Consider the following 22,596-nt stretch of genomic DNA (forward strand, 5'->3'; position numbering starts at 1 on the left):
CCGAGTAATGACTGCGACGCAGTCGGAACGCACGAACTGGGGGGAGCTAACGGAGGTGGAGGAAGAGACCATAGAGGAAGTAGTCTTCTCGATGGATGGGGATTCGACGGACCGAGTAGATGTCGAAATCAAATGTATCAAACCCGGCCCGAATGGGTGGAAGTTCCACCAGTTCGTCGAAACACTACACGATTATTTCCACACGTACGTCCTTCCTCCGAGCGTCCGTGCCGACACCCCAGAGTTCCGGTGGCATCGGAAGGCGCGTAAGAAGGCTGCGCCGAATGAGAACTTTGAGAGTGGTGGTGTTGTCTCTGAGTTCCTGCTGTACCTGTTCACTGAGGCGTACCTTGACGCGCCACTCGCCGCCCACAGACTCTACGAACTGGACAGTCGAAATCAGGAGAAAAAAGGGTCAGACGGTCTCTTCGTCGGGAGACACCGCGGTGAAGAGTGTCTCTACGTCGGCGAAGCGAAGTTCTACGACAGTATCGCCTCCGCGATTGAGGACGCGTTCGACAGTATCTCCGAGTTCCACACACGGGGTGTCAACGACCGGATGGAGCGCGAACTCGAACTAGCCAGTACCGACTTCGCCGAGAAGACGGACTCACTGTCGACTGATGAGGTCGAGGCGCTCGCGAACCGGCTCTCGCCACGTGCTCATGAAGACTACAAGATCGTCCATCCGTTATTCCTCGGTCACGAGACGGCTCGACTCGACTGGTACCCGAATCCCGGTCCAGATGTACTCGAATTCGGAGACGACAGTCCACCAAGAGAGCAACAGATAGAGGACGAACTCAAAGAGAACCTTCGGGAGATTCCGTACCTGAAGCGGCGGGAGGAGAAGGCTTCAGAACTCGGACCGGCTCGGGGAACCGTTGAGATGGTGTTCTTCCCATTCCCAGTTCACGACACCACCGAGTTCAAGCGGCTACTCTACGAAGGCCTGTTCAATCCAGAAAATGCCTAGCGACGGCCCCACCACCTACGAGTCAGCTGCGAACAGCGACCTGTTCCGGAACTGTCTCGAACAGCTTGCAGTAGAGCGGTTGTTCACCGATCTCGGTCTGGACAGGAACGTGACCGTTGACGACTCACGACTCCGTCGTGCAGCCTGGATCGCCTCGTTGCTGGCGAACAGTGACGACGAAACCCATCGCCAGCTGGCGGTGTCATTCGCCATTCTCGCATACCACCATGCCGATAGCGAGCGTAACGAAGAGCTCTACCGCAACTACCTCTTCACTGTGATGAGCCGTCTCGGAAACGTTCCAGTCGTGCAGTCGTACTTCGGAGACGGTTCTGAGACGGCTGTTGCATCGGGCCCGTCCGGACCGAACGACCCCGAAGATGGAATTCCAGAAACACTGAAGTACGAACTTGAAGGTACAGAGGCACACTACTCTGTCGGGACTAACAACACGGCTACCGGCGGAGTAGACGACCTCGTCTTGACGCGGTTCCAGAAGGATGTCTGGGACGAGTTGGTGACTGGACGCGATACGGCCTTCTCCGGACCGACTTCCTCGGGGAAGTCGTTCCTCGTCCGGAAGTATATCGAGTACCTAGCCACGACGTGTACTGAGTTCTGCGGCCTCTACCTCGTTCCGTCTAGAGCACTAATCGCAGAGGTCAGTGCGGAGTTGGGTGGCGACCTCCCGGACTCCGTTCAGGTGCGGACAGAGGTGGTCAATCCTAGTGAACTAGACGAGACTGCCGTGTACGTGCTGACACCTGAACGCACGCTCAGCTTACTGGAGTCAGCAGATGATGTCGATCTTGACTTTTGCTTTATGGATGAGATCCAGAGCGTTGAGAAATCGCAGCGGGGACCATTATTCGAGTTCGTCTTGGACTCGATTATCAACGTGTGGCCCGATGCACAGGTAGTCGGTGCGGGCCCGTTCGTCGAAAACGTTGCGTCGCCCATCGAGAATGCAAAGACGTACCTCGATGATGAACCCTCAGAGGATTCGGATGTTGAGGAGGTTGTGACAACGTACTCGCCGGTGTATCGTCTCCAGTCGGAGTTTACCTTTGAGCCTCGCTCGAACGAACTCAGACTAACCGTCGGTGATCAAACGAGCTTCGAGACTGAAAAGCAGATCGAGCGTCCAAACGACGTGAAGTTTTCGACAGTGAAGGGGAATAAGAGTGAGACGGTCAGGGCTTTCGCCGAACTGTACAGAATGGGGGACCCACTTCTCGTGTATGCCGAGACGGTTACCCGAGCGGAGAATCTCGCTGAACGGATTGCTGGCGACCGGGAAAAAGACACTACTCGGTTTCCCGAACTCGTTTCATTCCTCCGTGAGGAATTGACAGAGTCATACCCGCTCATCAAGTGTCTCCAGGCCGGAGTGGCGTACCATCACGGTGGTGTCCCACCATTTGCACGCTCCGAAATTGAGTCGCTCTACCGAAACGGCGAAATTGATACAATCGTCTCAACGACGACCCTTCTCGAGGGAGTGAACCTCCCAGCGGGGAAGATTTTGGTCGTAGATCACACGGTTGGTGGTGAAAAAGGAGAAGAACTCTCACAGTTCCAGCTACAGAATCTCGTAGGCCGTGTTGGTCGGGTCGGTGAACGTCTCCACGGCGAAGTATTGTACGTCGATCATAAGGATGACCGCTGGGCAAATGATCAGATTAGTGGAATTGCCCGCAAGCAAATCAAGCCCACAACCACTGAAATCCTCGGTACGAGGACGGAGGCAGTAGTCAATCTTCTTAACTTTCCGCTTCACCGGGTTGCGCCTGGGTCAAAGAGATCAACCGCAGTGTTCCTGAAATCACGGTATCTCATCGATTCGGACCAGACAGAGCGATTCGTACTCTGGAGGCTGAAACAAAGCGAAGAGTCCGATGTCGAAGAGTATTTCAAAAGGATCCGGAGTGGGCTTCAGGAGCTCCAAGAACGAATAGACGTACCAGTAACAGTCGTTGAGCAAAACCCGGCCGTCGATCCAGACATTGCAAACAATTTGTACACCGAAGTCTGTGCCGACCCGTCGGGGTGGGTCGTTCATCCTGAGCGTATTGCCAAGGATCTCTCCGATCTCGTCGAACGTCTTGACGAGGTGGCTGCGCTCGTCCCTGAGGGTCGTTGGGAAGACCAGGCCAAGACAAAATGGATATCCGATACTTCTACGCTCGCTGACCTCGCTACTGGGTGGCTCCAGGAGAAAGACTACAAAACCCTCGTGACAATTAGTGGATTGGACGACATCTCGAAACTACTCAGAGCACTCCGACAGGACGTCAGGTACGTGCTCTCGAAGTATTTCAAAGTGGTCGGCGACATACTTGCGCACGTCGACACCGGCGGTGTGGCTTCCGAAGCTGTTGAGTTCACGAAACGGCTGAATCTTTATTTCGAACACGGTACCTCATCGGAGGCGACATTACAGTTGATGAATCTCGGACTCTCTCGATCTGTTGCGCTCCGTCTCTCACTACCTATTGAGTTGCCTACGAGAAGCCGAATTGAACGCTATCTTGCCGACTCAGATGAACCGTTAAACCCATTTGTTGAGCAGCGAATTAATCGGCATGGCATCGGCGAGTAAGTCGGTCCTTCTTACGTTATCGTCCAGTTTTTCCTCCTCAGCTGGGTGCGTCCATTGAGCGTTTGGTGCGGTCGCTGGAAGTTATAGTAATAGACGAACCACGCAAGCCACTTACGGACGCTCCGCCGACTGCCCACCCACGACGAATTGAAGCGGTTGATCCGCATCTTGAGGATGTGAAACCACTTTTCGATCTGTCCCGTTTCAAGTACTTAAATCCGCTGTGCGCTCGTTAGATCGGGCTGATGGGAACACAAATCAAACGACCGATTGACTGTTCATCCCCATTAACCGTCGGGGCTGAATTTTACTCGCTGCTCGACGTAGTCGACAGCGAGTCTATTGCCGATGATTTCGAAATCGGCACTCACACCGCCAAACACGACTTTGCCAACCATCTCAAAGTCGCCATCTTCGAGGGTGTCCACCCCTCCGATTCGCTTGCTGAGCTCGCTGAGAAAACAGATACCCATGATGAGTTAGAGTACATGGCTGGCTCGACCTTCTCTCGGTTGACGAACGACCGCGACTACCGCGCGGTCGTTCGTCTCTTCTTTGAGCTACTCCACTCACCCCAGCTCTACCACCAACGTGGTGTCCAACGCAAACAGCTCGACTGGCTTGATCGAACTGTTGTGGCGACTGATTCCACGAATCTCACCGTGACTCGGTCGGTCGCAATCCCTAGCGAAAGCCGTGACACCGAGATTTTGCACGTGATACAGCCAGGTGAGAAAGGCCTTCATCTCAATCTTGCCGCACGCGTTGACGGCAATGCCAAGCATCCGCTTGGCGTGACGATTACGCCAGGCGTGATGCGGGAACCGACCCAGTTCGACCATCTCCAAAGCGACGTCGAGGTCTTTGCAGACCTCGACTCGCCAATTCACGTGTTCGATCGGGGCTACCTCGATTACGAGCGGTTCTGCTCACTTAACGAGCAGGACAAGGACTTCATTTGTCCGCTTCAGACGGACGCAAGGGTCGACGTCCTGGAGCACGTCCAGGACGTCGAGATTACCGACGAACAAGGGACACGACACCTCCGCGATGAACGAATCGAACTCGCTGAGACCAACGAAGAATTTCGCCGCATCGTCTTCGAGGATGTCGACGGCGAAGAACTCGCGTATCTGACGACGTTGTCGTCAGGATACGCTCCTGTGGAGGTGATGAGCATCTACACGCTGCGAACCATGATCGAGATCCTCTTCCGCGAACTGAAACAGTACACGAACATTGAGAATTTCCACTCACAATCGCTGAACGGAGTCCTATTCGAGATCTTCTGTACGTTAATCGGGTATGTGCTCGTCGAGTGGTTCCGGCAGCGCCACCCGCTGCGGGGTGGCGTGCCGGAAGCGATTCGAGCGATCCGTACGCGGTGGAACACGTCGCTGCGAACCTACGGCTGAATTCGTCTCACGGCGACTGGAGCGCCGCCGCTGGAGCGGCGGCACTCCTCTGTCTGTCCGTTTCCCGTCCAAATCTGGAGAATGACCCGAGATGGACGCTTTCTCTCCGGGCAGTTCTTTCTGAGAACGTTGTGCTGCTTGAGCACGCGTACAGTCGTCGACTGAATCTGTTGAGTCGCTTGCTCGGTGACTTTATCACCTCGAAACGGGACAGTTTTCGATGTGGTATCGGTCGGTGTAGTCAAGCCGACCGCTCAGCCCTGATCGAGAGAGTAATTAGATACCCATAGCCATCGACCAGAAAACACTGCTTGTGAACAATCGTGTTTCTGGGTGAGACCGTGGAGGAGCGCAGCCGCCGGATCGGTGCCTCGACGACCAAACATGGAGGCATCAAGCAGCACCTTCGTTTCGAGGTTGATTGCAGCGTACACCCAAGATCATTCACCGTTGATGCGGACAGGTTTCGTCCAGAAGATTACCCCTTATTAAGATCGTCTGGTATGTCGAGGCCGCGGGCCTCCATGATGTAGCGGGCCCAGAGTTCGGGATGGTCGGCAGCCATCCGGAAGATTGCGTCATGGTGTTCGCGGCCAGCTACGTTCTTCACGCCGTGTTCGTGGAGGATCCGGTCTACCTCGAACTTCTGGGTTTCCTCTTGGGCTTCACGGGTTTCTTTACGGGCGTAGATGTTCATCTGCATATCGCCTTGCACGAACGGAAACGCAGGCTCCTCGTAGGGGTCAGTTTGCTCCGACTCTTGTTCGTGACCGGTGGTCGTCTCGGAGTCGATTTCAGTCGTTGTTTCGGAGGTCGTCGTCTCAGCCGTTGAATCCTCATCCTTGTCCTTCGATTGCTCGCCAGCAGCTTCATCTAAATCCTCAAAGCCCATTATCGAATCACCTCTCCGGCTTCGACGATTGCGGCGAGTTCCGCGTAGTATGGAAGCTGGTCACACTCTGGGTCGTGGTCGCGGAGTGGTTTACCGACGTCGTGGGCTTTGTCGATAGCACCACGGTGTCGAATTCCGGGGAGGGGGCCGTCGTAATCATCGGCGTCAATGGCCTGCCAGTCTTCATCGGTAATACGGGCGAAGTTCGGGATGATCGCATCTGCGTTTCCGAGATTGTTCAGCTCCTCCAGGAGACTTCGATCCCGTGTGTCGTAGTCTATGCGCGCGCGAAGATCTGTCGGAACAACGGCGAGGATGTTTAGGTCGAAGTATTCGCGTGCTTCTTTGACGAGTCGGTTCATTGTATTGGTCAGTCCGCTCTCGTAGCCATTCTCCGGGCGAAGTGGAAGGATAATATTTCCGGTCGCGTACATCGCGTTGTCGTTCAGTTTCCCACGATTCGCCGGGCAGTCCACGACGATGTAGTCGTACTCGTCGCCGAGAAGTCGGTCCACGATGTTCTTTTTCAGTCTCGTCGTCCCCATCGTCGCTTCCTTGAGCGCGCTTTGAACGGTTTCGAGGTCCTCATGAGCAGGGAAGAGGTCGAGGCCCTCTGCAACCGAGACAATGTGTTCTCGGGGGTCGTCGCCATCGACGATAACGTCCTTCGCGTGGTTGTCTTCCTCGTCGTCGGCGCTCGCGTAGATGTCCTCGTGGCCGAGGTTCAGCGTCATGTGGCCGTTGTCATCAAGATCGACGATAAGCGCCTGCTCGTTCCGGTGAGCGAGCTCACGGGCGAGATTGATCGCCGTCGTGGTCTTTCCGGACCCACCCTTGAGCAGGTTGACGGCGACAGCGCGCGGTTCCGGGCCGATACTCTCGTAGGGTTCGAGAACCCCTGGGGGGTTATTCTGTGTCATGGGGGAGTGTTCTGGAATCGGCGCACACGATACCGATTGTACAATTGGTGGCGTTTGTACAAACGATACCGAGTGCGACGAGTCCGACGCTTGTAGGCTAATCCGCTCACGCAGACTGTATAAAGATTTCCACCGATTGTACAACAGATAACGGTTCTGAAAGTTGGACCGATTGTACAATGTGTAGCGATTGTAGCGTTTGTACCGTGAGGTGAGTTTATTGGTAGAGCATCATCACCTATCGATTATAGAGTAACCATCCATTGTACAATCGGTACCGTTTTTCTAATTTGTAAATTGTATAATGGCCAACGACCGCACCAAGCTGTAGTCCTATTTACAGCCGATTATACAATTAGCCCCTTTTTGTACAATCGGTGCCAATTCTACAACTCGTGCAAATGGTGCAATCGGTAGTGAGTACTTAGTTTGGCTATTCCACCGATTAGATCGGTGAAATCCGCCCTCGATTGTACAATTTGTACAAATGGCACAAATTGTATCGTTTCTAGTCTCTCGATCAGTTGAGTAACCTTTCAGTAGCTCGCCGAAGGCAGTCTCGTTCACGCTAGCAATACCACACCTACTACCGGGGCACAATCGATACCAATTTCACAATTTGTACCACTTAGACAAACGGTAGCGATTTTATATATCACGTGTACGCTGGTCTTCTCCGGAGTCTCGACCTGGCTATCAGCGATAAGGTCGAGTTTACACATCGATGACGGGGGGTGGCTGGGAAAGTCGAAGTTGTATACACTTCGTTAACGCTATAGTGTCTACTCGCTATTTTTTCGGCTTTCACAGGGGTTAGGGTGGAGAAGCTGTTATTTAGACTCCGACGATGGTGAAGGCTTTTATGAGTGGAGTATATCATAGGGGATATGCGCCGCTCTGATGGGGGACAAAACCCAGAGGACAAGCCCGCCACATCTGATACGGAGGAACGCGGTACAAACGTGGAATCCGACCAGCAGACAGACGCGCCCATAGCTGACCAGCAAACAGATAGTGGGACGGGTCTTGATGACGGGGAGACGGAGTCTCAGACTATTCGTGAGATGATCGAGGAGCAAGAGGAAAACGACACCAATGTCTCTGTCTTCGCCAATCCACGGCTCGTCGATCCGAACACCATTATTGACGCCGATCGCATCGTCGGCCGTGATGAGCAACTCAATCAAATTATCTCGTTTCTCCGCCCCGTTCTGAACGGCCATCGGCCGCCGAATATGCTTCTCTATGGTCCGTCTGGAACTGGGAAGTCCCTGATCATCAACGCCGTCGCCGAACAAATCAACGAGCTGTGCGTCACGCGTGACATCAGCTTTGGCGTCATTCGTCTTAACTGCCAGGCGGTCGATACGCTGGACCGTGCTGCGTACGAGTTTGTAACGACGGTGGCTGACGACGTGGACGTTGATCCTGGTGTCCCACCAACGGGGGTATCCACCAAGCAGAAGTTCAACCGACTGTACGAACTCGTGAGTACTCACTACGAAGTCGCTCTATTCGTTCTCGACGAGATTGACTATCTCAAGGGGCGTCGCGACCGTGATGAGCCAGCGTACTCCCGTATTCTCTACCAGTTGTCACGGGCGAGCGTCGAGGGTGAGATCGACGGTCAAGTCTCGGTCGCCGCGCTCACGAACGACCCACAGTTCATGAAGAACATCGATGGCAGAGCAGAGTCGTCGTTCAACCCTGATGATGTCACCTTCCCGGACTACGACGCGAATCAACTCCGCAGCATCCTCAAACACCGTCGCGATGCCTTCCGAGATGGCGCATTAACTGAAGACGTCATCCCGCTCGGAGCCGCGTTCGCTGCACAAAGTCACGGAGACGCACGGAAAGCCATCGACCTCATCCGGAAGGCTGGCGAGCTCGCTGATAAGTATGGCCACGACCAAGTTACGGAAGAACACGTTCGTGAGGCTCAGAGCGAAATCGATGTGGACCGAACGCAGAAACTGATCGAAGGATTGTCCACGCAAAAGAAGCTCTGTCTGTACGCGACTGCCGCGGTCCACTACTATTCTCACTCATCGCTGGACTCAGTCCCAAGTCCAGTCGGGTACGAGGTGTACAAGTGGTTGACCGAGAGTATCGATGCTGATCAGATGACGCGTGAGACGTATGTGAAGTACGTGAAGGAACTGGAAGCCTACGGACTTATTGTTAGTGAGCGACGTGGCCGTGGTCGAGGTCGTGGGATGCATATGGAGTTCCAGTTCGGGAAGAATACCGAGGCGATGATCGACCATCTCACTCACGATTCCCGCCTCACGAGTATCGAGGACGACTTGTTGAAGAGTGTCGTTAACGCGCAGGTCAACGATTTTCTTGACTGAGAAGGTGATTTGCGCGAATCGTCGGAATCAGGCGTTGATACTAACCTCAGACCCCCCGTCATCGATGTGTATTAGGAGCTGTGACCCCCCGTTGTCGAAGTGTAACTTACGGGCACCCCCCGTCATCGATGTGTAAGTCATAGTTGGTAGTGACGAAGTGTCGTGTACACTTTGATGACAAGCCAACAGAGGTATGTGTCGGTATATGATCAAGAAAAGAAATTCTCCTCAAGACGTCGAGATAAGCAGTTATCGGTGGAGACGAAAGCTATCGATGTGTAAGCCGAACCCCCTCCCCCCGTTATCGATGTGTAAATGCTTCAAAGGAGGGAGAGGGTCGAGCAACAGATAGTACTCAGAGGCCGAAAAACGGTGTAGGACGCCGATAGAGACCGTCAAACAGGCGAACCCGCTTAGTTATTAGAATACTTATTAGAAAGGGAGGTTTTTTATCGCTACAACATAAACCAAAGCCGCACTAGAACTCTCGTGGAAGTGAGGGAGAACGTCCTCGACCGACCGAACGAACACTTAACGTCCTGCATCTGATTCTCAACTGATTCGCTAGTCTTCCCTATTCCATCGTCTCATAACCGTTACTGCGGCTTTCTCCTTCCCGCAACGTCATCTATACTGTCTTCTTTGCTTCCACCCTTGACCGTTTACACATCGATAACGGGGGGAGAGGGTTCACGTTACACATCGACGTTTCTACTCCTTTCCTCATCACAGCTCGAAAACGGGGTGTAGGACTGCTATCCGCACCGATAACTAATTGCCGAATACCAGTTCACTCCTCGTCTGGATTGACGGGGCCTTTGTACTGTGAACGGATTTTGTCTCCGTCCCGCCATTGCCAATAGTAGTAGCGATTGCCGTTAATCTCCTTGATCGTAATCGTCGCCTTCGACGGGACGTCATCTGGGAGATCGTCCGGCCGTTCTTCGATTTCATTTTCTTCCTCTTTCTCGGCAAGACGAGCTTCACGCTCACGGTATTCAGCAAGGTCCTCGGCATAACTGGCGACGTGACGAAGAAGCTCAGGCGAAGAATCGTTGAGGGTGTTGACGATGTCGGTGGGAAGTTCAGCTGGAGGTGTTGGTGGCTCGTAGGACATACTTTAAGTGTGTTAACCAACACTACCGCTGGCGTCTTAGGAATGTTGGTTAACAACGAACTCGTCACTGCAACTTTCGCGTCCAGATATTGTCGGCTTCATCGGAGTTAGCTAACACACAAGTTCTCGTACCTCTCTGAATAAAAGAAATCCCCGCAAGGTCGTGAAGCGGTGTTTTGGATTCCACGTATTGACGGTATTTAAAAGCGGAATAGACAGGAAAATTATTTGTATTTCAAATCAATCGTTTGACTATATGGCTGCGCCCTCCCTTACCGACGGAATTTCAAGAGCAATCGAAGTTATTGCGGTTCCCTCTATTGTGGTTCTAGCACTCGTTGGAGGAACAAAGGTAGTTTACGATGCACATACAGCGGGTATCGTATATCTTGGAATGACTGGACTATTTCTCCTCGGCATCTACACTTCCGCCAAGTACTGGAATACTCAATACACGATCGGATTCGTAGGATGTGGGGTCCTAATTTGGTTTGGAGTACCTGGAATCATGCCAGATCTGATTCCATCGCTGTTTGCCGATCTCGGCAAGCTCCTAGTCCTATTATTCCTCGTCTCGGTGGGTTTAATGATACGCGATAAGTGGTAATGTATGAGTGCCGTCCAAGATGGACTACCGTTATGAGTTGATCCAATACATCTCCATCCGTTTCTCGTTCCGCCCTCAAGGAAATGTAGAGATAAAACTATAGAGCACCATAATCCTAATATTAGCTTTAATTTAGGTGGCGTGCGGGAGGTTCAAATTCATCGTTATTGCGGATTTTCCACGGAGTACAATTGGTGGAGGTGAAGTGAGGGTACTTAAATGAATAGTTGTATATTTTACCTAAATTCGGGGACGGCGGCCGATTTGGAAAAATCACGAACCCTATGGGTATTGCGTGAGTATCCGATTGTATGGCTGGCGAACAGGAACAGTCGAGGCAAACCAACGAGATTGCTGGTCACCAGTTAGATCTCTTCGAGAGGTTATCTGATGATGATATAGAGCGAATCGTCCCGCTCAGTACGCTGGAGACTCAACACTACTGCGAGCAGAAAGCACAATTTGCATGTGCTGAAGTCCCAGATGAAGAAAGCCTTCCAGAACGACTTGTTCGTGCACAGGCACAACACAGCAAACTGGTCAAAACAACGGGGGCTACCGATGATGACTACGGCTTAGCCGAGGTCTGGTCAGATATACAAGAAGGGGACGTTTCCTTGTTGTATCCACCGTTCGCTCACGAGATCGTTAATATGCTCTTGGTTGGGCGGCCGACCTTTATTCGGTTTGCAGAAGGCCTCCCGACCCAGTTGACGCTTGTTCGAGGTGTGACTAAAGAACGCTACCTTGACCAACTCTTTCCGAATGAGCAATTTCTCTTGTGGTGTCACGGGAACTTACTTGATCGGATTGGATTCGACGTCTCGGAACTCTCCATCCGCTATCTCAAATATCCACAGTCCAAATTCAATGCGGTGGAAGTGAGCAGAGCCCAAATGCTACTTGCAGCCGAGGACGGCGACAATATCACCGTTCAACTTGACGAGAACTCAACACTCCATCCAAATATCCGCCAACACCCACTCGAATACGAACGAGATACCCAGCGTGGTAAGCAACTACGAGACTATGTAGCCTTCTGGCGCGACAACGGCGAACCCTCCGGTGCAGGTCACTGGAAGCAATGTGCCAGTTGTCGGTTCCGAACGGATTGTGACTTAGCACTAGCGCAGGGAGAAAACCGAGGGTGAAAGCTTCATGCACAACGCAAACAAGAAACAACAGACGCAGTCGACCCAAGAACCGCTTCTAATTGCTGGAAAGAATAGCATCGGTGGAGACTCATGATTGGGCTAACTGTCCTGCCGGAGGTCACGATGCAACGGTGTCAAGGTCAACAGCTCCAAGATATCGTTCGCTATTTTGACTCCGATATCATCTTCACTCCGTCACAGGTCCACGAGCCTTTCCTCAAGCAGCAAATTGGTAACTCAGTGGAGGTGATGACCCAACCGCTCCAACTTGGCCGTCCACTCGAACTAATAGAAAACAATGGCGTCAGGTTGGTTTGGATATCAACCCCCACCGATCTCAAGAAAGTTATTGCAAATAAACAGAAACACCGAGAATACGGGTGCTCAGATACGTATCTTCTGTCCGATCTCCTCGCTGTTTCCATCGATTTGGTGAATCTAGATGCGAATCTCGAAGGTCTCGAACAATACCGTACACCCCTTGTTGAAAACGATGCGTTGGGTGAGTTCACTCACTTAACCATCGAAGCAAATCCAGACTACCGTGCTGAATGGCATGGCGTTGATGTCCAAGGCGTCATGCCTGGAGCTAATGAACAGCAAGGGACCACTCATACTAGTGTCGCACACTTCGAACTACAGGCAGACGGCATTGTCGGCGGAAAAACCAGAAAGCTGAGTAAATTTGGACTCCGAGCCGTCGACCAAGTTGGTGAATCACGGGCGGAGACGTTGAATAAGGCCGGTATTGAGTCGAGACAGGGCCTCTCGACAGCGTCAGTTCACGAGATCTCGAATTTGTCTGGGCTTGGTCAATCAACTGCCCAGACGATGATCGAATCCGCACAAGTGATTGAGCAGGGAGAGATACGGAAAGCCCCGAATGCAAGCCTCCCCGATGGTGACCCAATCTTCATCGACATTGAGACGGATGGCCTCAATCCCACGATTGTCTGGCTCATCGGCGTTCTACTCCCGGGTGAGGAAGGCCGATATATGCCGTTTATCGAGACGGACCCATCACAGCCAGAGGTGGCCCTTGAGGCGTTTCTCTCGTGGCTTGCCGAATTTGGGCGTGGCCGTCCAGTCGTGGCTTACAACGGCTGGAACTTTGACTTCCCAGTCATCAACGAACATATCGCAGACTACTGCCCCAGATATCTCGATCTCTGGGAGAATACGTATCGGTTCGACCTCTACGACTGGGCAGTCAACAAGAACAACGCTACCCTCCCCGGATTAACAAATAAATTGGATGATGTCGCTCAGGCTCTCGGATGGGAACCACTCGATACTGGCCTGACTGGGGCTGAAGTCGCCCGACTGTTCCAGCGGTATGCTGAAAACCCCTGTCCGGCAACTGAGCTAGATTGGGAGCGACACAAAAAATACTGTGAGGACGATGTTCGAGCCTTAGCGCACATCTACAACCGAATCAAGGAATCGACCAATCGAATGACGACTAGTGGGAGTTCTCGCTCGTCAATGGCAGACTCCACGTCACAAGGAACCCTGAGTGATTTCTAATCCATGACCCAGAACCCAACCCCATCGCTCGATGCCGTACTGAATACCGATACCCTCGAAGAAACCTTCCCAGATTACGAGGAACAACTCGCCAACACAATCGCGGACCCGCCACGACCAGCAGACACCGTTCCAGCCGAGAATGTCTTACCATCCGAACTCGCAGAACACCTTGATAACGACCTCTATACTCATCAGGCTAAGGCAATACAGGAGCTGAAAGACGGCAACAATGTCACCGTCGCAACCTCCACCGCGTCTGGGAAAACCTGGGTCTACACGCTCTATTATTGCCTCCAAAAAATGCGGAACCCAAATGCCAGGGCATTGTTCCTGTATCCGACGAAAGCACTGAGCGCCGATCAGGAAAAAGCGGTCAACGACTTGCTCAATAAGTTCGATATCGACGCTCGGGCCGAAACCTACGATGGTGACACGAAGCAGGACCGGAAGAAGCTCATCAGGGACCGAGTAGACGTGATTATCTCGAACTTCGCAGGGATCAATCAGTACCTTGACTCCCACATGAAGTGGCGTGATGCCTTCCGGAACTGTGAACTCATGGCCATCGACGAATGCCATACCTACACAGGTGTTCACGGGATGCATGTCGCGTGGGTCATCCGGCGACTCCGCCGACTTCTTGACCATTACGACTCCGACCCACAGTTGGTTTGTTCGACCGCTACGATAGGGAATCCTCGAGAGCATTCGGAGAATCTGACCGGTGCAGAGTTCCAGGTAATCGACGAAGACGGAAGTCCGCACGGCCGCCGTGAGATAGGATTCTGGCAACCGCCGATACAGGAGACAGACGATGAGGTCGTTAGCGGATTAGACGAGGACGAGGTTCTTCCTTCGATGCGGCGAAATGCTGATGATGAGGCTGCAGGTACCCTTGTACATCTCGCAAAGAACGATATTCAGACGCTGATGTTTACTGATTCCCGCCAAGGAACTGAGATTGGCGTTAAACGAGCCATCGAAGCCTCACGGAAACATCCCGATGGAAAGTACATCGACGTCGAACCATATCATGCAGGACTCAGCAAAAAGAAGCGACGCGCGGTTGAGAACCAGCTGAACGCCGGACAGGTTGACGGTGTAATCTCAACTAGTGCACTCGAATTGGGAATCGATATTGGGTCAATGGATGCAACGGTGCTAGCTGGATATCCCGGAACGAGGCAATCATTCTGGCAGCGCATCGGACGTGCAGGCCGGGGGAATACCGACTCGCTGTCAGTATTCGTTCCGCAATCCGATGCAATTGACCAGTACATACTGAACAACCCCGACTACGTGCTTGAGGATAACGTGGAGGATGCTGTAATCGACCTCTCAAATAATCCGGTGTACGCGAAGCACGTTCTCTGTGCGGCATCTGAACGCCCGCTTACCGAAGAGGACACTAAGTGGTTCGGACCAAGAGAGCGGCTTGAGAAAGCGATTGGGATGTGGCACGCTGCGGGACAGATGGTCGGTGATTTGAACCGCGGCGCACAGTATAATGGGACTGCTCGACCCCAGAGTGACATTTCGCTGTACGCGACTAGTGACGAACAGTACGATGTGAGACAGGTAGATGGAGAGATCGACATGGAACCCTTGGACAAAGAGCGCGTGTACCGAGAATACCATCCCGGTGCGTTGGTGCTGTATGATGGGGTCCAATACGAAGTGCAGGACGTTGTCGAGGATCGGCCCAATCCGTACGTCACGGTAGAACGCTCGAATTCAACGAATTACACCCAGGCGATACACGACAAACAGATTACTGACCTAGAGGTTGAACGGTCGTACGACCTTGGAGATGGATATCAACTCTGTGCAGGAATGGGAACAGTGCATATCGATTACAGCGCATACAACGTCATCGATATGCATTCCGGAGAGATTGTCGAACCGATGGTTCCCATCGACCTGGACTCCATTTCGATACGGACACAGCTCATGTGGATTTCGTTCCCCCAACAAATCATCAACCGGGTTTTGAGAGAGGTCCCCCAGAGCTCCTATATCCAGCCTAGTGAGGGCGCAGGACCCACCCCTATGGGTGAAAAAGAGTACACCCTTGTTGGAGGGCTCCACGGTGGCGAACACGGAATGATCAAGATGGCACCGTTGGAACTCCGGCTAGACAACAGCGACATGGGCGGACTGTCGACACTTCGCCATCACGAAGTAGGGACACCAGTTTGGTTCATTCACGATGCAGTTGAGGGCGGTGTCGGGTTCTCACACAGCGTCTACGAGAACTTCGAGACAGTCGCTCAGCGTACCCTCGAGCGCATTGATGGCTGTGACTGTGGCCGCGATGTGGGATGTCCATCTTGTTTGATGAGTAGTCAATGTGGAAATCAGAACGAACCGCTACACAGACTGGCCGCAGTTAGTCTACTCCGGGCCGCCCTTGAGCAAGTTGAGAAAGCAGATACTTGAGCGGATCACGTCTCGTCTGGTTCGCTGGTCGACCCGTCAATCATCTTGATGATCTCTTTTGCCGTGTTGCTAATCCGGTCAAGCCGATTTTGGATCGACGCTGGATCATCGCCCTGCCACGCAGCGAGGTAGAACGCCGACCCACTCGTGTCAAGCCCACAGTACCGGCCAACAATGTACGCGACGGCTTCTGCTTCGACCTCGCGTTTCGCCCGTTCGGTTTCGTCGGTGATGTCTGAGTGGAGGAGTGCGTGGGCGTACTCGTGAATCAGCGTGACAACGAGATCGGCCTGATTCGAGCGGGCTTTCGCCTCGACGACTGGTTGGAGATCACGTTGATTCCGGTATTTGCAGACGCCCGTTGCGTCGCCATGCTCCCACTCGTCAGCATTGACGATACGAACTGTCACGCCGATATCAGCGGCTGCATTCTTGAGTGCAGGCACGAGGTCGTCAGCGTCGCCAGTTGCCTCGGTCTCCAGTTCGGGAAGCGGTTCACCTTCGGTCTGAGACACATCGAAGACCGCCGTTGGCTTGAAGCCGACAAGCCCTTTCGACCACTCCTCCGGCGGCGTCTCGTCGTACTCACAACCGATCTGCTCGTGGTAGCTCGGCGAATTCTCGCACTCGGGACATCGGTTGGTGATGATCGGTGTCCAGATCCAGATGGCCTGTTCGCCTTCCTGGACGTGCCGGTCGAACTCATTCCGCCACGTGTTGTAGCCTGCGACCTTCGTCGCTTCGGGATACTGGAGCTTAATGAGAAGCGTGTTCCGATGGGAATAGTCGTGGAAGCGACTCTGGACGTCCAGCCAGTCTTGGAACTCCTCGCTGGCCTGCGCATCGTCGACGTGGTCGACGAGGTCGTCGATCCACGCTTCGATGGTACTGTGCATCTCGTCGCGTCGGGCGTCGGTCTCCTCGAACGAGACCGACGAGTCACTAGTCGTAGTCATAATTTCAGTAAATCGTGTTCACGGCGACTGCGTCGGAGTAGGACGCGCCGCACCCCTCAGGGCGCAAAAAACACTCGTGGCGTCAGGCCGGCGGGAGGTAGACGCTCTGCTCACCAGCAAGTTCCTCAAGATTGTTCCGATGGCGGTGCGAAAAGTAGCAGTCGTAGCTGCAGTAGCCACAGATCTCTCCCGTGTCGTACTCTGCGACGTAGGGACCGCGCTCGGTTGTCCACACGTTTGTGCCACACTCGGTGCACGCTGCGCTCTCGATATCGTCCGGTGACGGACCCTGATACGCGATTTTGCGCCCGTCCTCTTGGGGTGTCGACTCGGGCCAGACGCCCTGTGCCTGCCAGAACTCACGAATCCGGGCGAGGCCGTGGCGCACGGTCTTGCGAATCGTCACATGGTCGGCGTTGCGACCGCTGTCGTCCCACCCGTCGGGCGTCCAGAACTCGCCGAACTGCGCCCCGCGATGGATACCGTTCCAGTCAAGGCCGACGATATCGGCCGGTGGGTTATCCGTCAGCGTCGGACGAGTAAGCTGGTCGATTACGCCGAGTTGCTTGGGCGGGCTCCCACCGAGAATATGGACGCGACGGCCACGCCAGTCCACGGGGTCGGAGAATTCATGGGCAAGTCGATCAGCGTAGCCGCGGGAGTACCCGACGATGAGATCATCGGGGACCGCGCGAATCGCGGCACGGCACTTCGGAACGATCACGAGATCTGCATCTGGGTAACTTCCCTGGATTTCGCGTGCGGCGGTAACGTATTCACCGACCTCGTTGACGTCGTAGGCGTCACCGATTACCCCGACCTGCGGTTCGTACTCGAAAAAGCGCTCGACGTATCGATCAAGGTCGGGATTGCGAAAGTCGTTGTCGAGCATCCCGACTGGTAGTTCCAAGTCTGTGTACTGGTGCTGTTGGTAGGTACAGTCTTCGCGAAAGCCTGTGAGAAAACCGAGTCGGAATGCATCAAGCGCGAAGGGAACGCGGTGAAGGAACGCTACGTGGTCGGCTTGCCGGGCAGTTGTAATTTCAGTTGCGATGCGACTGGTCGGACGTGCTGAGAGCGCCATCTCGGATTACCTCGAAGATGCGGGAGTGGTCGCCCCGCACCCCTCGGGGGCAGAAAAACTAGTCGCAGACGCCAATATTAACCAACAGCGCCAGTAGAACTCTCCCTACTGTTGGTTACTCCTCAAAGAGACACCGAGTGGCCGCCTCCTCGCCTGTAAGCGTCCGTTGGTCGTCAGCGGTATCGGCAAACAGGGTTGACTGGTCACTCTCGGCCGAGCGCGCTACTTCGGGGCGGTCGTCGACGCCGAACTGGTCTGCTTCCGGCCGGTCCAGCTTGGAATCACGCTCACGGTGGTCGACCTCAGCGCCGAAATCTTCGAGGGATGTCTCGACGCTTTCTTCGACGACTTCGAGTCGGCCGTCGTCTCCAAACGCGGTCTGGTGCCGAATCTCTATCTCTGGTCGATTACTCATGTTCTTCGAGCCTCCGCCCGTTCGAGGCTCAAAAAACAACGTTTTCCGCGAGACGGAGTGTTACCAGTAGTTGGTAACACTATTTCTTTATTCAGAACGGTCCGTGTAACCTCCGCTCAATATAGAGCGTGGGCCTTGTTTAGACGCGGGATGAAACGCGCAGATGAAGACAGTCGTCTTAGAATGGGTGGCCGGGTGAGGGCATGTCCAGTACATTCTCGATTCCGTACTCAGTCTGGGTTAGTCGCACTGCGGTGCGTCTAAACAAGGTCTAGAGCGTGTATTGACCTGCCAGAACGGTTATTTGCTGTTCATGTCGTAGCACGGATGAAGACGGTTATGGTAAACCTTTGGCGTCTCCTCACGCTGGGCCTTCTCACAACGCTCCCTATCGCTCTCTACAACTTCTGGATCCGGCATTCTGATTGGACGAGAACCCAGAAACTATACAAGACGTTTGCGCTATTGACGAGCGCGAGCATTTTGGTAGTATTCGGAGATACCGTCGGAATTCAAGTCCCCGACTGCTCGAACTTGGATTCCTTGGCGTTGGGTTGGTATCGCTCGTATTGTGGGCGTGGTTTGGGGCAGAAGTGAGGCGCAATCAAGCCGCTTGAATTGATAGATTCGCACCACGCATTGAGCAAAACCACTGAATCAATTACGGGCTATAAATTGAATAAAGAAATCGTATCGCCAACTACCGTTACGCCTGCTCTGCACGAATTTCTTCTGCACGTCGCTTGAGCCGTCGAAGGATTTGGATACGATTCTGGTGAGTATTCTCGTAGGCGACACAGGCACGGAGCGTGTCCATGTCGTCTATCGTCGCAATGCTTGGGTCGATGAGCCGGATGTTTCGCGGCTCAAGTCGTTGTTCTGGTGAGAGTCCGTTCGATTCGTCGTCTCTGACATTGCTCACTTGTTGTCGCCTCCGCTCCTGTCGGAGGCGACGAAAAAACAACCGAGAGCGATTTTTTGGACTCCACGCCGGAAGACTACATGAGACGTGTTTCGAGGTGCGGATGAAAGAGCGCGACCGGACTAGCAGTCGCGGTCGGTGTACCGCTGGCGCTCCGGCCGAATCCCTCCAGCGAGGACCTCGCTTTCGGAGTGATCGCCGACGCTTCTATCGAGATCGACGAGTTTGAACACGCCGTCACCGGTCCAGCCACAGTCGGCCGAACATCGAGCGACCGCGTACGCATTTGCACCCTCGCCGAGATGGATACCGTTGAGCGTGAGCGCGCTATCGCACGCTGGACAGATAGGACTGACCGAGGTGTACGTGTTCCCGAGAATAGCCCTGATGTCTACTGTGGAGTTACCGAGCGTCTCGTTGAGGACAGTTCCAACAGCCGCCTCGAGTAATTCACTGAGGGCCTGCTGTTCGGCTTCGTCTTCTGGAAGGTTGGTGTTCGTAACTGCGATGGTTAGTCGTGCAAGCGGAGCGTCGACGTTGGTGTTTTCGGGGGAAGTCATGGAGTTCGGAATCTGTTGAGAGTCGTTGTGCTTCGATACAGCGTGAGAACACGCAAGGGGTCGTCTCGACGTGCAGAGTGTTATTCAGGGAGGTCACGTCGCCCGGTCCGGTAGCACTCCCAGCACGGAAAATCGCTGGAGAGGTCTGCACAGTCGCAGTCTGGCTCGTCGGCCTCCGCTTGTTCTTCGGAGTTCTCCTCGTAGTCGTGGGAGTGGCCCGGAGGCTGGACAGTCTTGCCACCGTCGGCGAGGAGTTGGTGGTGGCGGACGGCGTCGAGAATGGGTCGGCGGAGCGCGACCGCGACACGGTGTTTACACGCACCGCTGTATTTCGCGTCTGCCGGGCACGTACACGCGGTCGGTAGGTCGTCCTTGATGCGGACGGTGTACTCGTGATTCTCCGGGTCGGCGTAGCTTCCGTTTCGAACACGTACATCACCGTTCTGGAGTTCGAATTCGAGGGCTTCGTACTGGGCGCGTTTCCTAACTCTACTCGTCGTCTTGAGTCTTGCAAGTGGTGTCGTCATTGTGGTCGTGAGGCACTGAGAAGTCGAGTGCCCCGCACCCTTCGGGGGCAGAAAAACTAACCGAACGGCTCTAACTCGTCCATTGAAGCGACGTATCTATCTCGTCGTGAAACGCATGGAGCGACTCTCTTTGTGGATGAGACCTGTTTATTATCTGCATCTTGGTGGGTCGTTGTTCAATCGAGTTGTTGGAACCACTGAGCGAGTTCCTGCTGGAAGCAAGTGAACCACTGCAAGTCATCGTGGAGTACGTCGTACACAATGTCGTGATCGACGTCGCCGTATCTATGCGCGAGAATATTTCGAAACCCGACTGCTTCTTCGAGCTTCGCCTGCGTCTCGCTCGAGATGATGTCTGCTTCCCCAAGCGCCTGTATCTCCTGTTTGGCGGTTCCGCTCGGGGAGAGATTCTCTGTCGACCGAACGTGCTGAGCGAGGTCGATACATGCCTGAATGAGGTTCATCAACGTCCGCTCGACTGCTCGCTGGGTCACCATATCGTCCACATACTCGGCCTTTGAGAGACCTCGCATCTGTTTGAGGTCCTCGATGTACTGGTTGATGTGGCGGAGTTTGTCAACGAACACGTCTTCGTTGACCATCTATGCGTCTCCGCTTGCTAATCGGTCGATGAATTCACGCTGTTGGCGTTTCCGCTCGTCGACCGTTGATTCGTACTCGTCTTTGATTTGCTCGTGGTATGTCTCGACGGCCTGTTCGTCGCCAGTTAGCAGGAGACCGTCTTGGAGAGCGGCGTGTGCGACGGCGGTCGGGAGTTGCTCGATATCGCTTACGTCCACAAACTCCTCGGCATACTGCTGGAGGTCCGCATCAATTTGGTTTCGCAGTCGGAATCGTTCCCGAGCGTCCAATGTCTCCGGGAAACGGAGTGCGATGTCCACGTCTGAGTCTGGTCCAGCAGTTCCGCGTGCGTGCGAGCCGAAGAGAATCGCAAAGACGACTCGCTGTTGGTCGAGATACGACCGCAGTCGGTCGAGCTCGACGCGTTCGACCGCGGAGTCGTCTGTATACACCATACGTACGTGTTCATCGTCCCGCATAATATAGTTGTGTTGCCGATTAGTCGAAGCGCTTGCCGAGTTCACGGACCTCGGAAGCATCTTCTTCCTCTGGTATCTTGATCACGTCTCGCATCTCGTCCACTTGCTCGGTGTCGAAGACATCCTGAAGGTCGCGGAGCGAACGGTTGTCGATGAGGTGCTCGATGGTATCACTAAACGACTCTCCCTCCTGTTTACTTGCTTTGATGCGCTCGTAGAGGTCGTCATCAAGCTGAACGTGGCGCAACATCCTTGTCGACGACATTGCCGCCGAAGTTGAATCAGTATTTGGGTCACCCACGAAATCCCTCCGCTGACACTCTCTTGGACCGGGTTCAGTGACGCGTTTATTCCGGTAAGACGCGTCACACCGTTCGATCCTCAATTGGCTCAAGAGTCTGGAGGTCTGCTCGCAGGACATCGCCACGCCGGACGACGTATCGAGCGGCAAGCACCGGGAATCGACACTTCGTGAATCCGGCCGTCTGAATATCGAGTTCGTCGCCCTCCTCAACGTACCTTGCGAGTGCTCGAAGGAACTCGTGGGTCCGCTGTCCTGCTTCGTAGTCGGGCAGGCCGTTTTCTCGACGCCCATAGACCTCGAATGCGTCGTAGCCCCAAATCGAGAATCGGTCGTTGTCGTCAACCTCCCATTCGAGCGTTCCGAAACAGTATGATTCGCAGAGTTCTCGAACTGCCTGTGCATCGGTGACGGTGACACCGTCCGACGTTGTTGCTGCTTGGAGTGTTGCCATGGTTCTCGGGCAGGGAATGTTGTCCCCGCACCCTTTCTGGGGTCGAAAAACACATCGTAATCGCCGGTCTCAATTCGATCCACTTCTGCGCGGCCTCGGCGAGTTTCGATGGCGAGTCTCTATTCGAGGGGACGAAATAGAGTATTCTCGTAGTGGAGGAACTCTTTGTTGAGTTTCAAGTACGGGTAGTCCTACCATACTTGTAAATAGATGGATGTCTCGTACCAGAATGCGAATGTTTACGCTGGCAATGAGTCGACCCTCTTGCGATTTCACACGAATGACGGGACGACTGCGTGCATCCTCA

Annotated in this window: 21 protein-coding genes and 2 pseudogenes; 8 read left to right on the forward strand and 15 right to left on the reverse strand. The window is 53.9% G+C overall.

The features are described from left to right. Nucleotides 1-7 precede the first annotated feature (7 nt). Together EPL01_RS20280 and EPL01_RS20285 are read left to right on the forward strand one after the other, a co-directional pair. Nucleotides 8-976, forward strand: coding sequence for a HamA C-terminal domain-containing protein (locus EPL01_RS20280; RefSeq protein WP_135827105.1), 969 nt, complete (start codon nucleotides 8-10; stop codon nucleotides 974-976). Continuing rightward, a complete protein-coding gene (locus tag EPL01_RS20285; protein ID WP_135827106.1) occupies nucleotides 969-3,578 on the forward strand; it encodes a DEAD/DEAH box helicase in 2,610 nt (869 codons plus the stop codon). The genes EPL01_RS20280 and EPL01_RS20285 overlap by 8 nt, the downstream gene beginning before the upstream one ends. An 11-nt stretch (nucleotides 3,579-3,589) precedes the next feature. Here EPL01_RS20285 and EPL01_RS20290 read toward each other — a convergent pair. Beyond that, a pseudogene (locus EPL01_RS20290) lies at nucleotides 3,590-3,772 on the reverse strand (integrase core domain-containing protein); the annotation flags it as partial. A 51-nt stretch (nucleotides 3,773-3,823) separates the two neighbouring features. On the opposite strand from EPL01_RS20290, the gene EPL01_RS20295 reads away from it, so the two are divergent. After that, nucleotides 3,824-4,993: an IS4 family transposase gene (locus EPL01_RS20295; protein ID WP_135827107.1), complete on the forward strand. Its 1,170-nt coding sequence runs from the start codon at nucleotides 3,824-3,826 to the stop codon at nucleotides 4,991-4,993. A 216-nt stretch (nucleotides 4,994-5,209) separates the two neighbouring features. On the opposite strand, the pseudogene EPL01_RS20300 reads toward EPL01_RS20295, so the two are convergent. From EPL01_RS20300 to EPL01_RS20310, 3 genes and pseudogenes are all read right to left on the reverse strand, one after another. Beyond that, nucleotides 5,210-5,454: pseudogene (locus EPL01_RS20300) on the reverse strand (IS6 family transposase); the annotation flags it as partial. Between the two features lie 17 nt (nucleotides 5,455-5,471). Then, a complete protein-coding gene (locus EPL01_RS20305) occupies nucleotides 5,472-5,885 on the reverse strand; it encodes a DUF7970 domain-containing protein (protein WP_135827108.1) in 414 nt (137 codons plus the stop codon). Then, nucleotides 5,885-6,805: a ParA family protein gene (locus tag EPL01_RS20310; RefSeq protein WP_135827109.1), complete on the reverse strand. Its 921-nt coding sequence runs from the start codon at nucleotides 6,803-6,805 to the stop codon at nucleotides 5,885-5,887. The genes EPL01_RS20305 and EPL01_RS20310 overlap by 1 nt, the downstream gene beginning before the upstream one ends. Before the next feature lie 887 nt (nucleotides 6,806-7,692). Here EPL01_RS20310 and EPL01_RS20315 point away from each other — a divergent pair. Then, nucleotides 7,693-9,162, forward strand: coding sequence for an orc1/cdc6 family replication initiation protein (locus EPL01_RS20315; RefSeq protein ID WP_394346262.1), 1,470 nt, complete (start codon nucleotides 7,693-7,695; stop codon nucleotides 9,160-9,162). A gap of 790 nt (nucleotides 9,163-9,952) precedes the next feature. On the opposite strand, the gene EPL01_RS20320 is transcribed toward EPL01_RS20315, so the two are convergent. After that, nucleotides 9,953-10,279: a DUF6788 family protein gene (locus tag EPL01_RS20320; protein WP_135827110.1), complete on the reverse strand. Its 327-nt coding sequence runs from the start codon at nucleotides 10,277-10,279 to the stop codon at nucleotides 9,953-9,955. A 256-nt stretch (nucleotides 10,280-10,535) separates the two neighbouring features. Between EPL01_RS20320 and EPL01_RS20325 the strand changes: the two genes are divergently transcribed. From EPL01_RS20325 to EPL01_RS20340, 4 genes are all read left to right on the forward strand, one after another. Continuing rightward, nucleotides 10,536-10,886: a DUF8216 family protein gene (locus tag EPL01_RS20325; RefSeq protein ID WP_135827111.1), complete on the forward strand. Its 351-nt coding sequence runs from the start codon at nucleotides 10,536-10,538 to the stop codon at nucleotides 10,884-10,886. Nucleotides 10,887-11,197: 311 nt separating this feature from the next. Continuing rightward, nucleotides 11,198-12,037 (forward strand): hypothetical protein, encoded by an 840-nt coding sequence (locus EPL01_RS20330; RefSeq protein WP_135827112.1) that lies wholly within the window; start codon nucleotides 11,198-11,200, stop codon nucleotides 12,035-12,037. A gap of 93 nt (nucleotides 12,038-12,130) precedes the next feature. Next, the gene (locus EPL01_RS20335) at nucleotides 12,131-13,567 is read left to right on the forward strand and encodes a ribonuclease H-like domain-containing protein (RefSeq protein WP_135827113.1); all 1,437 of its coding nucleotides are present in this window, start codon (nucleotides 12,131-12,133) and stop codon (nucleotides 13,565-13,567) included. 3 nt (nucleotides 13,568-13,570) lie between these two features. Further along, entirely contained in the window at nucleotides 13,571-16,009 is a 2,439-nt protein-coding gene (locus EPL01_RS20340) for a DEAD/DEAH box helicase (protein WP_135827114.1), read from the forward strand. A gap of 5 nt (nucleotides 16,010-16,014) precedes the next feature. Here the strand turns inward: EPL01_RS20340 and EPL01_RS20345 are convergent, their stop codons facing one another. From EPL01_RS20345 to EPL01_RS20390, 10 genes are all read right to left on the reverse strand, one after another. Then, nucleotides 16,015-16,965, reverse strand: coding sequence for a M78 family metallopeptidase domain-containing protein (locus EPL01_RS20345; RefSeq protein WP_135827115.1), 951 nt, complete (start codon nucleotides 16,963-16,965; stop codon nucleotides 16,015-16,017). Between the two features lie 82 nt (nucleotides 16,966-17,047). Further along, the gene (locus EPL01_RS20350) at nucleotides 17,048-18,049 is read right to left on the reverse strand and encodes a DUF6610 family protein (protein WP_135827116.1); all 1,002 of its coding nucleotides are present in this window, start codon (nucleotides 18,047-18,049) and stop codon (nucleotides 17,048-17,050) included. A gap of 115 nt (nucleotides 18,050-18,164) precedes the next feature. Then, nucleotides 18,165-18,464, reverse strand: coding sequence for a hypothetical protein (locus tag EPL01_RS20355; RefSeq protein ID WP_135827117.1), 300 nt, complete (start codon nucleotides 18,462-18,464; stop codon nucleotides 18,165-18,167). Between the two features lie 706 nt (nucleotides 18,465-19,170). Then, nucleotides 19,171-19,386: a DUF8129 domain-containing protein gene (locus tag EPL01_RS22285; protein ID WP_135827118.1), complete on the reverse strand. Its 216-nt coding sequence runs from the start codon at nucleotides 19,384-19,386 to the stop codon at nucleotides 19,171-19,173. Between the two features lie 122 nt (nucleotides 19,387-19,508). Continuing rightward, complete coding sequence (locus EPL01_RS20365) at nucleotides 19,509-19,946, reverse strand: hypothetical protein (RefSeq protein WP_135827119.1); 438 nt, start codon at nucleotides 19,944-19,946, stop codon at nucleotides 19,509-19,511. 80 nt (nucleotides 19,947-20,026) lie between these two features. After that, nucleotides 20,027-20,473, reverse strand: coding sequence for an SWIM zinc finger family protein (locus EPL01_RS20370; RefSeq protein WP_135827120.1), 447 nt, complete (start codon nucleotides 20,471-20,473; stop codon nucleotides 20,027-20,029). Between the two features lie 176 nt (nucleotides 20,474-20,649). Continuing rightward, nucleotides 20,650-21,075 carry a type VII toxin-antitoxin system HepT family RNase toxin gene (gene hepT / locus EPL01_RS20375; RefSeq protein WP_135827121.1) on the reverse strand — a complete coding sequence of 142 codons (426 nt, stop codon included), beginning with the start codon at nucleotides 21,073-21,075 and terminating at the stop codon, nucleotides 20,650-20,652. Beyond that, nucleotides 21,076-21,534: a type VII toxin-antitoxin system MntA family adenylyltransferase antitoxin gene (mntA, locus tag EPL01_RS20380; RefSeq protein WP_246045801.1), complete on the reverse strand. Its 459-nt coding sequence runs from the start codon at nucleotides 21,532-21,534 to the stop codon at nucleotides 21,076-21,078. Between the two features lie 19 nt (nucleotides 21,535-21,553). Then, the gene (locus EPL01_RS20385) at nucleotides 21,554-21,784 is read right to left on the reverse strand and encodes a DUF7557 family protein (protein WP_135827122.1); all 231 of its coding nucleotides are present in this window, start codon (nucleotides 21,782-21,784) and stop codon (nucleotides 21,554-21,556) included. 115 nt (nucleotides 21,785-21,899) lie between these two features. Then, on the reverse strand, nucleotides 21,900-22,289 hold the full coding sequence (locus EPL01_RS20390) for a hypothetical protein (RefSeq protein ID WP_135827123.1): 390 nt from the start codon (nucleotides 22,287-22,289) through the stop codon (nucleotides 21,900-21,902). Between the last annotated feature and the right edge of the window lie 307 nt (nucleotides 22,290-22,596).

It is taken from the genome of Halorussus ruber (assembly GCF_004765785.1).
Taxonomy (GTDB): Archaea; Halobacteriota; Halobacteria; order Halobacteriales; family Haladaptataceae; genus Halorussus; species Halorussus ruber.

Bases quoted from the DNA above. Each gene is read 5' to 3' on its own strand.
- EPL01_RS20280 (WP_135827105.1), top strand. From the start codon at position 8: ATGACTGCGACGCAGTCGGAACGCACGAACTGGGGGGAGCTAACGGAG.
- EPL01_RS20285 (WP_135827106.1), top strand. From the start codon at position 969: ATGCCTAGCGACGGCCCCACCACCTACGAGTCAGCTGCGAACAGCGAC.
- EPL01_RS20295 (WP_135827107.1), top strand. From the start codon at position 3,824: ATGGGAACACAAATCAAACGACCGATTGACTGTTCATCCCCATTAACC.
- EPL01_RS20305 (WP_135827108.1), bottom strand. From the start codon at position 5,885: ATGGGCTTTGAGGATTTAGATGAAGCTGCTGGCGAGCAATCGAAGGAC.
- EPL01_RS20310 (WP_135827109.1), bottom strand. From the start codon at position 6,805: ATGACACAGAATAACCCCCCAGGGGTTCTCGAACCCTACGAGAGTATC.
- EPL01_RS20315 (WP_394346262.1), top strand. From the start codon at position 7,693: ATGCGCCGCTCTGATGGGGGACAAAACCCAGAGGACAAGCCCGCCACA.
- EPL01_RS20320 (WP_135827110.1), bottom strand. From the start codon at position 10,279: ATGTCCTACGAGCCACCAACACCTCCAGCTGAACTTCCCACCGACATC.
- EPL01_RS20325 (WP_135827111.1), top strand. From the start codon at position 10,536: ATGGCTGCGCCCTCCCTTACCGACGGAATTTCAAGAGCAATCGAAGTT.
- EPL01_RS20330 (WP_135827112.1), top strand. From the start codon at position 11,198: ATGGCTGGCGAACAGGAACAGTCGAGGCAAACCAACGAGATTGCTGGT.
- EPL01_RS20335 (WP_135827113.1), top strand. From the start codon at position 12,131: ATGATTGGGCTAACTGTCCTGCCGGAGGTCACGATGCAACGGTGTCAA.
- EPL01_RS20340 (WP_135827114.1), top strand. From the start codon at position 13,571: ATGACCCAGAACCCAACCCCATCGCTCGATGCCGTACTGAATACCGAT.
- EPL01_RS20345 (WP_135827115.1), bottom strand. From the start codon at position 16,965: ATGACTACGACTAGTGACTCGTCGGTCTCGTTCGAGGAGACCGACGCC.
- EPL01_RS20350 (WP_135827116.1), bottom strand. From the start codon at position 18,049: ATGGCGCTCTCAGCACGTCCGACCAGTCGCATCGCAACTGAAATTACA.
- EPL01_RS20355 (WP_135827117.1), bottom strand. From the start codon at position 18,464: ATGAGTAATCGACCAGAGATAGAGATTCGGCACCAGACCGCGTTTGGA.
- EPL01_RS20365 (WP_135827119.1), bottom strand. From the start codon at position 19,946: ATGACTTCCCCCGAAAACACCAACGTCGACGCTCCGCTTGCACGACTA.
- EPL01_RS20370 (WP_135827120.1), bottom strand. From the start codon at position 20,473: ATGACGACACCACTTGCAAGACTCAAGACGACGAGTAGAGTTAGGAAA.
- hepT (WP_135827121.1), bottom strand. From the start codon at position 21,075: ATGGTCAACGAAGACGTGTTCGTTGACAAACTCCGCCACATCAACCAG.
- mntA (WP_246045801.1), bottom strand. From the start codon at position 21,534: ATGCGGGACGATGAACACGTACGTATGGTGTATACAGACGACTCCGCG.
- EPL01_RS20385 (WP_135827122.1), bottom strand. From the start codon at position 21,784: ATGTTGCGCCACGTTCAGCTTGATGACGACCTCTACGAGCGCATCAAA.
- EPL01_RS20390 (WP_135827123.1), bottom strand. From the start codon at position 22,289: ATGGCAACACTCCAAGCAGCAACAACGTCGGACGGTGTCACCGTCACC.